The organism is Nitrospirillum viridazoti CBAmc, assembly GCF_000730165.1.
Lineage (GTDB): Bacteria > Pseudomonadota > Alphaproteobacteria > Azospirillales > Azospirillaceae > Nitrospirillum > Nitrospirillum viridazoti.
This window is the reverse complement of record NZ_CP022110.1, coordinates 996,013-1,010,496: the sequence shown is the minus strand read 5'-3', so window position 1 is coordinate 1,010,496 and position 14,484 is coordinate 996,013. Positions and strand designations below refer to the sequence as shown.

Genomic DNA, 14,484 nt, shown 5'->3' with positions numbered 1-14,484 from the left:
GGTGCGTACGGCTGTAGCCATGTGCCCCGCCGGAAGACGGGACACAATCGCGATCGTCAATCGATAACGATCCTGCCGGATTGGCGGGCGCGTCCGGCATACCAGCTCAGCGGATGCTCGGCCTTGAAGTGGAGGTCGCGTTCGACCGGAAGCCGGAGCCGTCCGCGCACAGAGCGTATTTCGGCAAGGCTGACATAACCGAGTTCGGGTTCGCCAAGGCCGAGATCGCAAAGACCGAACAGGCGGTCAGGATCTTCGGGATCGGCTTCGGTGAGAAGCCAGGTGGCGCCGGCATCCGGTGTGAAAAGCTTGACGACGGGACGTGGATCGATGTCCTCGCCGGCGGCGCTGCGAGCACCATTGGCGAGAAGCCGGGCGTAGAGTTCGTCGGTGATGAGCGCTGCGGCCATGTTGGCCTCCATTCGATGTCACCCTCCGATCGAGGGCGAGGAGGCGTTCGGCCGGCGCAATCGAGCGGCGTGGTCAGGCCCTACACGGTCTGGTGCGGGCCGGGCTTGAGCGCGCCGCGGCGGCGGCCAGCGTTACCGGAGCTCGTTGAGAGGGGAAGATCGAAGGCCACAGGCACATTGCGCTCAGGAAAGGACGCGCCGAGCTTTGGGGAATGCGGGGTGAAGTGTCGCTCGCGATTGCCTTCCGATTCCCGCGCGATGGCCGCCGTTTCCCGCACGTCGACGCTCGATGCCTTCAATGAACGAGCGACATGCATCACCTTGGTCGCAGTCATTCCACTGCGATCGAAGGCGATCGAGATGAAACGCGAACAGACGATTTCTCAAGAAGATCCGGCCTTGGCCTCAGACATCGTGCAGCCACCCGCCAGCGAGCCTGCCGAGAGCGGCTCCAAGCGGTTTCAGCCGCCCGCAGCCATATTCAAGCGCGTGATCCGTCGCCCCGAGCTTCGCAAGATCGTGCCACTCGCTGACACGACGATCTACGAGATGGAACAGCGCGGCGAGTTCCCGAAGCGCTTCTTCCTGACGCCGCGCTGCGTGGTGTGGGATTTGACCGAGGTTGAGACCTGGCTCGACGAACGGCGTCGCGCATCGGATGCAGATGTCGTGCGCAGGGCACCGGCGCCGGATGTTCGTCGACGGCGCGCACGGCCGGTCAGGATATTGCTACAGGGGCATTGAAAGGCGCCAGCGCGGAAGCCTTCGGTCATGTCGGCTGCACTGCTTGAACGCTGCCTAGCCTCGCGCTGTCGCCCTAGTTCGGGGCAACAACTTGCCTGACTTTTGCAGCAAGCGCCTGGGCCTCTGGTTCGGTGTTCAGGGTCAAAAGGAACCCCTGTGCCCGCACCGGATCGAGTATTTTCGGGGTCATGAGTATCTTACCGTCTACGATGATCGCCAGCGTTCTCCCTACGTTTTCGGTAGAAATCCGCTCATACTTCTCCGCGCCGGCCGGCGTGAGCACGACATTGAAACCTGGCTTCCCTTCGACCCATTCGACTTGGCTCACGCTCACGAAGTCAGAAGGCCCTAGTAGCGTCTCTGGTTCGACTTCAAGCTTTCGATCGTCTCCCGCGACAACGGCTGTGGGGCCGCCTCTAGGCTCCTGTGCGACAAGCCTGACTTCGATAGGATCAAACCCCGAAGCTGCCTGCGAAATCGCGGGTCCCGCGAGAAACGCAACCAGCATGAGAATAATGCCAAAAGCTCTAGTTAGTCGCACGCGCCTGCCCTTTATGTTGTTCGTAGGCGAAATAGGTTCTGCGGCCCCGTCTTACAAGTTTCGTTCTGCAATGGGTTATCCCGGCCGCCTCTACTCCGCTGGCGCGCCTAATCGCAAAGGGCCCCGGCTGGACGTTGCATGAGTTTGCGCGCGAAAGCCCGTTCGCCCCCTCGGCATGGGATCGACCGAATGGGCGACCGGCCGTGATGGCGAACCCTTCGCGGCGTCTGGCGCACGCATGTCGGTGCGTGATTTCGCGCGTATCGGTGAGATGATGATGCACGCTGGAAAGGTCGGAGAGCGCACTTTTGTCCCTGCTGACTGGCCCGCCATTAGCCACCGATTGCCCTCTATGGCGCGATATAGCCGCCGACTACCGTACGCCCATCAAGAGATTGTATTAAGACCTATGATCCGCGAGCGGAAGCCATTGATTTTGCTTCCTGTCGGCTGGTTTTGATCCGCGCTCTAAACGGTGCGGAAAACCGCCGATTTGCCGATTTTCCGCTACTGCTAGCTACACTTTGGCAATTAGCAACGTCAGCAAGCGATCCCGTCACAACTTTTCCGCTGACTACCTGGGCGATCTCGAAAGCGGACGGCGAACAAAGTTGCTATTTCAAGGCGATGAGTCCGGCGTCGGTAGGGCTGAAGCCGCAAGCGTCGAAATAAAACCGCCGGAGCTGCGGTTCAAAATCCACATGGAGCCACTCGCAACCGGTTTGTTTCGCACGGTCAACCGCCTCCACTATCAGGGCCTTTGCAATGCCCTGGCGTTGGAAAGCAGGCGGCACCATCGTATCCAGAACAAATGCGTGAACCCCGCCGTCCCACGCGACGTTAACGAACCCAACCAGCTTTCCCGAACGACGGGTGCACACCCAGCCGAGGCTGAAGTGGTTGACTCGTGACCACCAATCATCAACAAAGACTCGATGCCCAAAACACTGGGCATGAAGTGCATTGACCTCAGCGTTCTCGAACGCTCCACGCCACTCGGTCATGTACTCGGAAGGTCTAGAGTCTGGAGCCATTCGCCCGTAACTCAATTTTGTAGGGTTGTGGCGTAGACTTAGTTTTCCGTTTCATCGTCTTCGGCCCGCCAAATACCGTCGATTTCGCTCTTTGGTGCGACAGAGCCGCCGACTGCCGCGAAGGCAGTAGCATCGCCAATCAATATAGCGCCAGACATCCACTCGCGGCGCAGGATGGCGTATTGCATGGTGTTTTCGTAGATCGGATTGCCCGCATCGTCATTGGTGAACGACACGAACTCGATGAACACGCCTTCCCTGCGCATCCCCAGCCTCTCGCACAGGCGCTGTGACGCGAGGTTGTCATCCTCGACATAGGCATAAAGCCGCCGGGCCTCTTTCACCCTGAACAAGTGGTCGAACAGCGCCCGCGCCGCCTCGGAGGCGTATCCGACCCCGCCGAAATTCGCGTTGAAATTCCAACCGACCGAGTATGTATCGGGAGGCTCGTGGACACAAAACAGGTCGCCGATCAGTCTATCGGAGCCGCGCAGGCATACGGCGACATGCTCATCGCTGCCGCTGCGTGTCTCCACTTCGGCTTGAGCGGCACTGAGATCGGCGAGCTTGAGAGAAGCAAAGCAACTCGACCTGGGTTGGTGCAAATATGCAAACAGATCAGCAGCGTCACCCTGCCGGAAATTTCGGAGAATCAGCCGGTCCGTTTCGACGACGTTCACTTGAACTTCCTCTCAGGTTTTATCCGTTCTTCTCGCCCATGAATGCCATCGCCGGCGGCAACAGCGTCGGCATGCGCTTCTGGCCGTTGACCCAGGCATCGATCATATCGGCCCATTCCTGGAGCATGTGGCGGCGCTGCGGTTCGTACTCTGCCTTGTTATAGACGCCGCGCGACGAGCGCCCGTCCTCGTGAGCGAGGCATTTCTCGATCCAGTCGCTGTTGAAGCCCATTTCGTTCAGGAGCGTCGAGCCGGTCCGGCGCAGGTCGTGGACCGTGAAGGGCTCCAGCGGCAGCCCTTCCTTCTTCGCCCGCACAACGACGGCCGTGGTCACGCGATTGAAGGTGGCGCGCGACATGGGCGCATCGGCGTCATAACGGGACGGCAGCAGGTACCGCGAATTGCCGGCGCAGGTCTTGAGCGCAATCAGGATGTCGAGCGACTGTTGCGACAGGTAGACGTTGTGCGCCTTGGACCGCTTCATGCGCTCCTTCGGAATGGTCCAGACGGCGCTCTCGAAATCCACCTCGTCCCAGACTGCGTCCTGCAGCTCGCTCTTGCGCACCATGGTGAGCAAGATCAGGCGCAGGCCGAGACGGATGGTCGGCAGGGTCGGCACATGCTCGATCTGCTGCAGCATGATCTTGATCTCGGCCGGCGACAGCGCCCGGTCCTTCGGCTGGAAGGTCGCGATCGAGGCCGGCCCGACCTCGTCTGCCGGGTTCGGCACCTTCTCCCCATGCAGGATGGCGAAGGCGAAGATCTGTTTGACGATGTCGCGGGCGTGGATGGCCGTCGCCGGAGCGCCGCGCTCCTTCACCTTGGCGCAGAGCTGCCGCAGATCGTCCGGCGTCACCTCGGTCAGAAGGCGGTTCTTCCAGGCTGGGAGAATGTCGCGATCGAGGATGGCCTTGCGCATCGAGCGGGTGCTTTCCGCCATGCGCGCCTCCTTGATCCATAAGGCGCTCACCGCACCGAAGCTGCGCTCCATGGCCTTGCGCCGCTTGTCGCGCTTTTTCTCGTGGGCAGGGGATAGCCCCTCCGCCACCAGCTTGCGGGCCGCGATGCAGCGCTCCCGAGCCTCGGCGAGCGTGAGGCCGTCGGCGCCATAGCGGCCGATCGTCAGCGTCTCCCGGCGACCGTTCAGACGGTAGTCGTATCGGAAGGTGATTTGGCCTGTCGTGGCGACGGAAACGTACATACCGTCACGGTCGGCCACCTTGTATAATTTTTCTTTTGGTTTCAGCCTCTTAATGGCCATGTCGGTGAGCATGGAGACGGCCTCGTTGACGATCGGAAACGCCTTTTCGACCCCCAATTTTACCGTCAAATCCGATACCGTCAATCAACACGAATAACCGTTATAGAACAGTGTACTAACTTGGTTTTCCATGGGCCACTTGCGTTTTCGACCTGACGGTATGGCAAAAATCCGGCGGACGGCGAAAAACGCATACCGTCGCGCACACCGTCAGAGCCTATCGCTTGAAGGCGATAGGCTCCGATAGCGAGTGATTGACTTTTTGTTTAATTTCCGCTAGTTATGAGGATGTGACGATAGTTCGCGAAACGCCGCGAACCACATCATTTCATTCCCACTCGATCGTGCCGGGCGGCTTGCTGGTGATGTCGTAGGTCACGCGGTTGATGCCGCGCACCTCGTTGATGATGCGGGTGGCGACGCGGCCCAGGAACTCGTGGCTGAAGGGGTAGTAGTCGGCGGTCATGCCGTCGACCGAGGTCACGGCGCGCAGCGCGCAGGCGTAGTCGTAGGAGCGGCCGTCGCCCATCACGCCGACGGTGCGCACCGGCAGCAGCACGGCGAAGGCCTGCCAGATGGCGTCGTAGAGGCCGGCGTTGCGGATTTCCTCCAGGTAGACCGTGTCGGCCTTGCGCAGGATATCCAGCTTCTCCGGCGTGATCTCGCCGGGGATGCGGATGGCCAGGCCGGGGCCCGGGAAGGGATGGCGGCCGATGAAGGCCGGGGGCAGGCCCAGTTCCACGCCCAGGCGGCGCACCTCATCCTTGAACAGCTCGCGCAGCGGTTCCACCAGCTTCAGGTTCATGCGCTCCGGCAGGCCGCCCACATTGTGGTGCGACTTGATGGTGACGCTGGGGCCGCCGGTGAAGCTGACGCTTTCGATCACGTCGGGGTACAGCGTGCCCTGGGCCAGGAAGCCGGCGCCGCCGATCTTCTTGGCCTCGGCATCGAAGATCTCGATGAAGGTGGCGCCGATGGTCTTGCGCTTCACCTCCGGGTCGCTGACGCCGGCCAGCTTGCCCAGGAACAGGTCGGCCGCGTCCACATGCACCAGCGGGATGTTGTAGTGGTCGCGGAACAGCGTCACCACCTCATCCGCCTCGCCGGCGCGCATCAGGCCGGTGTCGACGAAGATGCAGGTCAGCTGGTCGCCGATGGCCTCATGGATCAGCACGGCGGCGACGGAGCTGTCGACGCCGCCGGACAGGCCGCAGATGACCTTGCCGGTGCCGACCTGGGCGCGGATCTTCTCGATGGCCTGAGCCTTGAAGGCGGCCATGGTCCAGCTGCCCGACAGGCTGGAGACGGAGAACAGGAAATTGCGGATCAGCGCGTCGCCGTGCGGGGTATGCACCACCTCCGGATGGAACTGCACGGCATAGAAGCGGCGGCTGTCGTCGGCGATGATGGCATAGGGCGCGCCCTCGCTGGTCGCCACGATGCGGAAGCCTTCCGGCAGCTTGGCGACGCGGTCGCCATGGCTCATCCACACCTGCTCACGGGCGCCCACCTGCCACACGCCCTCGAACAGGGCGCAAGGCTCCTTCACATCGACGAAGGCGCGGCCGAACTCACGGGTCTCACCCGGCTCGACCTTGCCGCCCAGCTGCTCGCACATCGTCTGCTGGCCATAGCAGATGCCCAGCACGGGCACGCCAGCGGTGAAGACGATGCCGGGCGCGCGCGGGCTGGCCTCTTCCGTCACCGAGGCCGGGCTGCCCGACAGGATGATGGCCTTGGGCCCATAGGCCTGGATGGCCGCCTCGCTCATGGAATAGGGGTGGATCTCGCAGTACACCCCCGCCTCGCGCACCCGCCGGGCGATGAGCTGGGTCACCTGCGACCCGAAATCGAGAATGAGGACCCGATCGGACGTCGTCTCTGTGGCCATGGGCTTATCCCTATCATTGGGGGTTGCGAGGGTGGCCGCACGCTAGTCCAAGGCACCCCGGCACGGCAAGCGTTGGACAGGCAAGGGGCCCCCGCGCCGAACGCGGGAGAACGGACCGGCCGGATTTTGGATCGGCTGGACTCTGCTTTGTTATTTTGCTAAATAACGAATTACAGCCTTTCCCGTGGAGCATCCATGCGTCCCCTCCTCCGCCGTTTGCTGGCCGCCGCCCTGATCCTCACGGCGCCGACAGCATTGGCCCAAGCCCCCGACACGTCCGATACCGAGGTCAGCCTGGTGGGTGGCGGCGGTTCATTCCTATATGGCTCCCTGATGCGGCCAGCGGACTGGAAAGGCGGGGTGGCGGTGCTGATGCACGCGGGGTCCGGCCCCTCGGACCGCGACGGCAATTCCACCCTGCTGACGGTGCGCGGCAATGTGCTGAAGCTGATTGCCCAAGGGCTGGCCGCCGGCGGTGTCGCCAGCCTGCGGATGGACAAGCGCTGCATCGCCAAGAGTGCCGCCGCCTGCCCCGGCGAGGACAAGCTGCGTTTCTCGACCTACGTCAATGACATGGCGGCCTGGGCCCGCTATCTCGCGCGCCAACCCCAGGTGCGCTGCGTCATGCTGCTCGGCCATTCGGAGGGGGCGACCATCGCCACCCTGGCCGCCGCCCAGCTGGCCAAGGAGAAGGTACCGGTTTGCGGCGTGCTGTCGCTGTCCGGCGCCGGCCGGCCCTTCGGCGACATCCGCCTGCAGCAGATCCGCGACCGGGGCGCCCCGCCGGCCGTCCTGGACAAGGTGGCGGCGATCGAGGCGGCGCTGAAGGAAGGCCACACGGTGGATGACGTGCCGCCGGCCCTGCAGGTGCTCTACCGCCCCGCCATACAGCCTTATGTCATCTCGCAGGGGGCCGTCAGCCCGACGCAAGCCGCCGCCGCCCTGACGGTACCCCTGTTGGTGCTGCAGGGCGACACCGACCTGCAGGTGACGGTCGAGGACGCCCGCCTGCTGGCGCAGGCGCAGCCGGCCGCCACCCTGGCCCTCATCCCCGGCGCCAACCACATGCTGAAGGCAGCACCGGCCGAGCCCAAGGCCAACATCGCCACCTACGCCGACCCTACGCTCCCCCTGGCGCCCGGCGTCATGGACGCCATCACCGGCTTCATCCACAAGGCGGCACCGGGGAATTAGCAACCGCCCCTTGCACCCAGGCGGGCCTATCCCCATCCATAGCGAAACCGATTGGGGGATACGCCTTGGCCGACCTGAGCCTGCTCGACAATCCCGTCTGGAACGCGCTGACCACCGCCCACCGGTCCCTGGGGCAGGTCCATGGCCTGGCCGCGCGCTATCAGGATGACATCTCCCCCCTCGCCGGCCTGGGCGAGCCCTCCCCGGCGGCGCTGGCCGACCTGGCGGCCCTGGTGCCGGCGGGCCGGGGCATTGGCCTGGTCAGCCCGGCGGCCCTCGACATCCCGCCCGGCGACTGGCAGGTGCTGCGCGCGCGGGAGGTGGACCAGATGGTGTGCGAGACCCTGACACCGCAGCCCGCGATACCTCTGATCCGCCTGACCACCGACGACGTGCCCGACATGGTGGATTTGGCCAAGCGGACGGAGCCCGGGCCCTTCCTGGACGGCACCATCCGCATGGGCGCCTACTACGGCCTGCGCAGCCCGGACGGGCGGCTGATGGCCATGACCGGCCAGCGCATGCGCCTGCCCGGCTTGCGCGAGGTCAGCGCCGTCTGCACCGATCCGGATTTCCGGGGCCGGGGCCTGGCCTTGGCCCTGGTCAGCGCCGTGGCCGCCGGTATCGTCGCGGAGGGCGAGACACCCTTCCTGCACGTCAAGACCGAGAACGAGGGCGCCAAGCGCGTCTATGAAAAGCTGGGCTTCCGGGTGCGGCGGGCTGTGCACTTCATCGTATTGCGGCGACTCTGATCCTACCCGCTCACCCTTCGCTGTACGACGACAGCCGGGCCAGGGGCGCCAGGTCCAGCCAGCCGTAGGCGACCTCGGTCAGGCGGGCGCCGGCGAATGTGATGGGCTGTTCCGCCAAACGACTTCCCCCTAAGCGCTCATAGAACCAGCGGGCGGGGTTGTCGCGCAGCACCCAGACGCAGGCGGAGCGCATACCGGAACTCATCAGTTCGGTCGCCATGGCGGCCATCAGGCGGCGGCCGTGGCCCTGGTTCTGGGCGTGGTCGTAAAGGTAGATGGCGTAGAATTCACCCTCATACCCCCGCATGTCGGTACGCTGGGGGCCGCAGGTGGCGAAGCCCACCACGCCCGTGGCCGGCAGGCCGTCGGCGGCGATGTTCTCCCCCATGGCGACGAAGGTGCGACGCTGGCGCCCGGCCAGCAAGCCCCGCCAGCGCTGGGCATGCGCCTCGGGCGACAAGCCCACCAGGTAATCGTCAGGCAATTGCCCCGGATAGGTCGTGCGCCAGCTGGCGACATGGACGCGGGCGATGGCCGCGGCGTCCGCCACCGTGGCAGGCCGCACCAAACCGATTTCCGCCGGACCGTGAGCCATGCGCCGCCCCTCGTTCCCGTTACCGTCCCCACCATCCTGCCGCAGAAGCGCGCGCCCCGCCAGAGGGGGACGCGCCAAACGGAACCCAAATGGAACAAGGATGGTGGCGGGAGGACGGTACCGGGCGGCTGGTCAGGCCTCGGCGGCGTCCTCGCCCGCCTCTTCCACCCCTTCCGGCTCGTCGGCGGTGGCGGTCCCGGCGGCGGCCTCCTTGCGCACCATGACGGCGGCGAAGAAGCCGTCGGTGTCATGGCGGGCCGGGGACAGCGACAGCATGCCGTTGGTGCTGGGCGGGGTGCCCATGCCCTCGGGCCAAGCCTCGGTGATGGGCAGCAGGGTGAAGTCCGGATGGCTGGCCAGGAAGCCGGTCACCTGGTCCTGGTTCTCCTCCGGCAGCAGGGAGCAGGTGGCGTAGACCAGGCGGCCGCCGGGGCGCACCAGGCGGGCGGCGCTGTCCAGGATTTCCGCCTGCAGGGGCAGCAGTTCCGACAGGCCAGGGCCCAGCTGGCGCCAGCGGGCGTCGGGGTTGCGGCGCCAGGTGCCGGTGCCGCTGCACGGCGCGTCCACCACCACGCGGTCGAAGCGGCCCTTGTGCCGCTTCACCCAGGGATCGCGGGCGGACTTGATGGGCCGCGTCTCGATGTTGTGCAGGCCGGCCCGGCGGAACCGCTCCTGCGCCCGCTTCAGCCGGCCGTCCAGCACGTCGCAGGCGACGACACGGCCCTTGTTGTTCATCATGGCGGCGATGGCCAGCGTCTTGCCGCCGGCGCCGGCGCAGAAGTCCACCACCTGTTGGCCCGGCTGCGGGTTGGCGGCGAAGGCCACCAGCTGCGAGCCCTCGTCCTGGATTTCCAGCAGGCCGTCCTGGAAGGCCTTCAGCGTGGCGATAGGGAAGCGGTTGCGTACCCGGATGCCCAGGGCGGAGATCTTGGTCGGCTCCGCCTGCACGCCGGCCTTGGCCAAGGCCGCCAGCGCCTGCTCCCGCGTGCCCTTTACCGGGTTGACCCGCAGATCCATGGGGGCCGCCCCCAGCATGGCCTGCATCTCCGGCACGAAACGCTCGCCCAGGGCGTTGCGCAGGGTATCCGCCGCCCAGTCCGGCACCTCCGCCACCACGGCGTCGGGCTGCTGCGGATGAGCCAGCGTGTGGGTCTCCAGCGCCTGGATCAGGGCGCGCTCATGCGCCTCCAGCGGTGCCGGCGCGAACTTGCCGCCGTTGAAATGCTCCGCCACGGAAGAGGCGCTGCGGCCCCGGGTCAGCAGCTCGTCGGCGATCAGCAGAGCGCGCGCGTCCACCGCCGGCTGGGGCGTTCCATCCGCATTGGCACCGCCATACCCCGCGCGGTTCAGCCACCAGTGCAGGCGCGCCCAGCGCCGCAGGATGCCGTAGACCTTTTCCGCCACGTCGGTACGGTCCTTGGCGCCGATATAGCGGCGGGCGCGAAAGAAGGCACTGGCCACGGCATCGGCGGGGCGCGGCGTGGCCAGAACTTCCGTCAGAAGGTCGATGGCCGCCTGCAGGCGAGCAGTCGGGGTCATAAGTACGTTTTCCTCAAACGCCGGCGGGCCATCCGGCCCTTGGCTTATCCTCGGTTCCCAGTCCGCTTCGCTCCCCGGAAACCTCCGGCGGCTGCGGTCGCAGCCTACAGCGGCATGTGTCTCTCATGCCGCTGCACAGCGGGCGGGAACGCCGGCCGAAATCAACCCGGACGGTAGTTCGGCGACTCATTGGTGATCTGGATGTCGTGGACATGGCTTTCGCGCAGGCCCGCGTTGGTGATGCGCACGAAGCGGCAGTTCTGCTGCATCTCCGGCAAGGTGGCATTGCCGGTGTAGCCCATGGCCGCGCGCAGGCCGCCCACCAGCTGGTGAATGACGCTGCCCACGGGCCCCTTGTACGGAACGCGGCCTTCCACGCCCTCGGGCACCAGCTTCAGGGTGTTGGTGACCTCGGCCTGGAAGTAGCGGTCAGCGGAGCCGCGGGCCATGGCGCCCACCGAACCCATGCCGCGATAGCTCTTGTAGCTGCGGCCCTGGTACAGGATGACCTCGCCCGGGCTTTCGTCTGTGCCGGCGAACATGCTGCCCAGCATGGCGACATCGGCGCCGGCGGCGATGGCCTTGGCCAGATCGCCGGAATACTTGATGCCGCCGTCGGCGATGACGGGGATGCCGCGCTCACGGCAGGCGTCCACCACGTCCATCACGGCGGTCAGCTGAGGCACGCCCACGCCAGCCACGATGCGGGTGGTGCAGATGGACCCCGGGCCGATGCCCACCTTGACGGCATCGGCGCCGGCGTCGATCAGGGCGCGGGCGGCATCACCGGTGGCGACGTTGCCGGCGATGACCTGGGTGTAGTTGCTGAGCTTGCGGGCGGCCGTCACCTGGTCCAGCACCTTGGCGGAATGGCCATGCGCGGTGTCGACCACCAGCACGTCCACGCCGGCGTCGAACAGGGCCTCGGCGCGGGCCAGGCCGTCCGGGCCGGTGCCGGTGGCGGCGGCCACGCGCAGGCGGCCCTTTTCATCCTTGCAGGCGTTGGGATGCGACTGCGCCTTCTCGATATCCTTCACCGTGATCAGGCCGATGCAGCGGTAGCTGTCGTCCACCACCAGCAGCTTTTCGATGCGGTTGGTGTGCAGCAGGCGCTTGGCCTCGTCCTTGCCCACCCCCTCGCGCACCGTGATCAGGTTCTGGTGCGTCATCAGCTCCGACACCGGCTGGTGCGGGTTGGTGGCAAAGCGCACGTCGCGGTTGGTGAGGATGCCGACCAGCTTGCCCGCACCACCGTTCTCCACCACCGGAATGCCGGAGATGCGGTAGCGGGCCATCAGGCCCAGGGCGTCGGCCAGGGTGGCGTCGGCCGCGATGGTGATGGGGTTGACCACCATGCCGGACTCGAAACGCTTCACCTTGCGCACTTCCTCGGCCTGGCGCTCGATGTCCATGTTGCGATGGATGACGCCCATGCCGCCGGCCTGGGCCATGGCGATGGCCAGCGCCGCCTCGGTCACCGTGTCCATGGCGGAGGACAGCAAGGGAATGCCCAACTCGATGGTCTTGGTCAGCCGCGTGCGGGTGTCCACCTCGGCCGGCATCACACTGGACGCCGCGGGCTCCAGCAGGACGTCGTCGAAGGTCAGGGCTTCGCGGATTTGGAGCGCACGGGTCATGAACCATCTCCCTAGGCGGGCCGGCCATGGGACTTAGGCGGGCCCGGGCGTCAGATACGGGTATGGGACGACCCGTCCGCCCCCACACATGGGGCCGGCCGCGTCATCCAGGGCTTAAGGTTCGATGCACTATACACGCGCTTGCCCGCTTGTGAACCCACCACATATGGGTCAAATCCGCCATGGCAGACTTGCGCGGGCCTCACCCCTCGCGGGGTGGAAACTGCCCTCAAACGCCGAGCGGTACCAGTCGCAGCCGACACTGGCAGAAGGTGTGCCGCTGGGCTTAGTCTTCTTCACCCTCGCCGACGTCATCGTCGCGCCGGGCGGTGCTGCCCCGGAAGCCGGTGGCGACGACATAGGTTTCCGAGCTGTCGGCCCGGCTGGCCGGCGGCTTGGCGTGGCGCACCACGGCGAAGTCGCGCTTCAGCAGGTCCAGCAGGCTGCGCTCCGCCCCGCCCTGGAACAGCTTGGCCACAAAGGCGCCGCCGGGGGCCAGCACCTCGGCCGCGAAGGCATAGGCGGCGTCGGCCAGGGCCATGATGCGCAGGTGGTCGGTTTTGGGATGGCCGGTGGTGGGCGCCGCCATGTCGGACAGCACCACGTCGGCGGGGCCGCCCAGGGCCGCCTTCAGCTGGTCCGGCGCTTCGGGCAGCAGGAAGTCCATCTGCATGGTGATGGCGCCGGGCACGTCCTCCATGCCCAGGATGTCCAGGCCCACGACCTTGGCGCCGCGCACCTTCTCCACCGCCACCTGGGTCCAGCCGCCGGGCGCGGCGCCCAGATCCACCACGCGGGTGCCGGGCTTCAGCAGATGATACTTCTCATCCAGTTGCAGCAGCTTGAAGGCCGCGCGCGAGCGATAGCCGCGCTTCTTGGCCTCCGCCACATAGGGATCGTTCAGCTGGCGCTCCAGCCAGCGGGCGGAGGAGACGGAGCGCTTGGCCGCCGTCTTCACGCGCACGGTCAGGCCGCGACCGCTGAGTTGGCTACCCGTGCCTTTGGACTTGGTCATGGTGAACACCCGGTTTGGCGGACCGGGCCCACGGCCCCGTCATCTCTCGACATCGATTCGAAGCGGCGCATATTGGTGCCGGCGCCGCCAAAGGCAAGTGAAACCTCAGCCCCTTCCGCGCGTGGCTGCCATCAACTCCGTCAGGATCCCCTCGCGCACGCCCCGGTCGGCGATGCGCAAATTCTCCACCGGCCAGCGCTCCCAGATGGCTTCCAGCACGGCGCAGCCGGCGATGACCAGGTCGGCGCGGTCGTGGCCGATGCAGGGATGGGCGGAGCGGCCGGCATAATCCAGGCACAGCAGCGACTTGCTGATGGCCCGCGCCTCGTCCAGCCCCAGCCAGGAACCGTCCACCTGCGACCGGTCATAGCGGGTCAGGCCCAGGCGGATGCCGGCCAGGGTGGTGACGGTGCCGGACGTGCCCAGCATCTGCACTCGGCCGGCCGCCACCTCGCGCCGGATGTCGTTGCGGGCGTCGAAATCGGCCAGCGCGGCGCCCACCGTGTCCACCATGCCGCGATAGGCCTCCGGCAGCACGCGATCGCCGCCGAAGGTCTCCGTCAGGCTGACGACGCCCTGGGGCACGGAGACTTGATCGATCAGGGTGGGGCGGCCCCGGTTGAAGGACAGCCACATGATTTCGGTGGAGCCGCCGCCGATGTCGAACACCAGGGCGCGGGGGATGCGGCGGTTCAGCAGCGCGGCGCAGCCAGCCAGCGCCAGCCGCGCCTCCTCCTCCGCCGAGATGATCTCGATGCGGATGCCGGTCTCTTCCGCCACGCGGTCGATGAAGGTGCCGCAGTTGGCGGCGCGGCGGCAGGCCTCCGTCGCCACGGCACGCACGTCGGTGACGCCGCGCCGGCGCATCTTGTTGCCGCAGATCTTCAGCGCCGCCACGGTGCGGGCCATGGCCTCGTCCGACAGGGCGTTGGTGCGGCTGAGCCCCTCTCCCAGCCGCACGATGCGGGAGAAGGCGTCGATGATGCGAAAGCCCTCGCGCCCCGGGCGGGCGATCAACAGGCGGCAGTTGTTGGTGCCCAGGTCCAACGCGGCCAGAACCGGCCGCCGCACAGGCTCACCCGGGCCAGCACCCCGGGGGGGGCGGGTTTCCGGTAGGGGCTGAACGCCCGTCTCACTCATCGCCGAACCAGCCTTTTCCTTCACACCCAACGGACATGCCCATCAGGCACG

The 14,484-nt window shown here is 66.3% G+C and carries 15 protein-coding genes; 3 read left to right on the top strand and 12 right to left on the bottom strand.

From position 1 onward, the window contains the following. Positions 1-56 precede the first annotated feature (56 nt). Positions 57-410 (bottom strand): DUF2958 domain-containing protein, encoded by a 354-nt coding sequence (locus tag Y958_RS04660; protein ID WP_088872478.1) that lies wholly within the window; start codon positions 408-410, stop codon positions 57-59. Between the two features lie 80 nt (positions 411-490). Further along, positions 491-745, bottom strand: coding sequence for a hypothetical protein (locus tag Y958_RS31205; RefSeq protein ID WP_145727941.1), 255 nt, complete (start codon positions 743-745; stop codon positions 491-493). 25 nt (positions 746-770) lie between these two features. Between Y958_RS31205 and Y958_RS04655 the strand changes: the two genes are divergently transcribed. After that, the gene (locus Y958_RS04655) at positions 771-1,154 is read left to right on the top strand and encodes a helix-turn-helix transcriptional regulator (RefSeq protein ID WP_088872477.1); all 384 of its coding nucleotides are present in this window, start codon (positions 771-773) and stop codon (positions 1,152-1,154) included. Positions 1,155-1,227: 73 nt separating this feature from the next. Here Y958_RS04655 and Y958_RS04650 read toward each other — a convergent pair whose 3' ends face one another. The 5 genes from Y958_RS04650 to guaA all read right to left on the bottom strand — a co-directional run bounded on the left by Y958_RS04650 (position 1,228) and on the right by guaA (position 6,561). Beyond that, on the bottom strand, positions 1,228-1,662 hold the full coding sequence (locus Y958_RS04650) for a SecDF P1 head subdomain-containing protein (protein WP_088871081.1): 435 nt from the start codon (positions 1,660-1,662) through the stop codon (positions 1,228-1,230). A gap of 647 nt (positions 1,663-2,309) precedes the next feature. Further along, positions 2,310-2,699, bottom strand: coding sequence for a GNAT family N-acetyltransferase (locus Y958_RS04645; RefSeq protein WP_088872476.1), 390 nt, complete (start codon positions 2,697-2,699; stop codon positions 2,310-2,312). A gap of 68 nt (positions 2,700-2,767) precedes the next feature. After that, positions 2,768-3,409, bottom strand: a complete 642-nt coding sequence (locus Y958_RS04640; RefSeq protein WP_088871080.1) for a GNAT family N-acetyltransferase — start codon at positions 3,407-3,409, stop codon at positions 2,768-2,770. Positions 3,410-3,428: 19 nt separating this feature from the next. Next, positions 3,429-4,727: a tyrosine-type recombinase/integrase gene (locus Y958_RS04635; RefSeq protein ID WP_425600666.1), complete on the bottom strand. Its 1,299-nt coding sequence runs from the start codon at positions 4,725-4,727 to the stop codon at positions 3,429-3,431. A gap of 271 nt (positions 4,728-4,998) precedes the next feature. Next, complete coding sequence (gene guaA, locus Y958_RS04630) at positions 4,999-6,561, bottom strand: glutamine-hydrolyzing GMP synthase (protein ID WP_088871079.1); 1,563 nt, start codon at positions 6,559-6,561, stop codon at positions 4,999-5,001. 195 nt (positions 6,562-6,756) lie between these two features. On the opposite strand from guaA, the gene Y958_RS04625 reads away from it, so the two are divergent. Further along, positions 6,757-7,755 (top strand): alpha/beta hydrolase, encoded by a 999-nt coding sequence (locus Y958_RS04625; RefSeq protein ID WP_088871078.1) that lies wholly within the window; start codon positions 6,757-6,759, stop codon positions 7,753-7,755. 65 nt (positions 7,756-7,820) lie between these two features. Further along, positions 7,821-8,507, top strand: coding sequence for a GNAT family N-acetyltransferase (locus Y958_RS04620; RefSeq protein WP_211098529.1), 687 nt, complete (start codon positions 7,821-7,823; stop codon positions 8,505-8,507). A gap of 10 nt (positions 8,508-8,517) precedes the next feature. Here Y958_RS04620 and Y958_RS04615 read toward each other — a convergent pair whose 3' ends face one another. The 5 genes from Y958_RS04615 to Y958_RS04595 all read right to left on the bottom strand — a co-directional run bounded on the left by Y958_RS04615 (position 8,518) and on the right by Y958_RS04595 (position 14,433). Next, positions 8,518-9,102 carry a GNAT family N-acetyltransferase gene (locus Y958_RS04615; protein WP_088871076.1) on the bottom strand — a complete coding sequence of 195 codons (585 nt, stop codon included), beginning with the start codon at positions 9,100-9,102 and terminating at the stop codon, positions 8,518-8,520. A 132-nt stretch (positions 9,103-9,234) separates the two neighbouring features. Beyond that, positions 9,235-10,641 (bottom strand): RsmB/NOP family class I SAM-dependent RNA methyltransferase, encoded by a 1,407-nt coding sequence (locus tag Y958_RS04610; RefSeq protein ID WP_088871075.1) that lies wholly within the window; start codon positions 10,639-10,641, stop codon positions 9,235-9,237. Between the two features lie 161 nt (positions 10,642-10,802). Beyond that, entirely contained in the window at positions 10,803-12,278 is a 1,476-nt protein-coding gene (guaB, locus tag Y958_RS04605; RefSeq protein ID WP_088871074.1) for an IMP dehydrogenase, read from the bottom strand. A 286-nt stretch (positions 12,279-12,564) separates the two neighbouring features. Beyond that, positions 12,565-13,293, bottom strand: coding sequence for an RlmE family RNA methyltransferase (locus Y958_RS04600; protein ID WP_088872474.1), 729 nt, complete (start codon positions 13,291-13,293; stop codon positions 12,565-12,567). A 105-nt stretch (positions 13,294-13,398) separates the two neighbouring features. Next, positions 13,399-14,433, bottom strand: coding sequence for a Ppx/GppA phosphatase family protein (locus Y958_RS04595; RefSeq protein ID WP_081486709.1), 1,035 nt, complete (start codon positions 14,431-14,433; stop codon positions 13,399-13,401). Between the last annotated feature and the right edge of the window lie 51 nt (positions 14,434-14,484).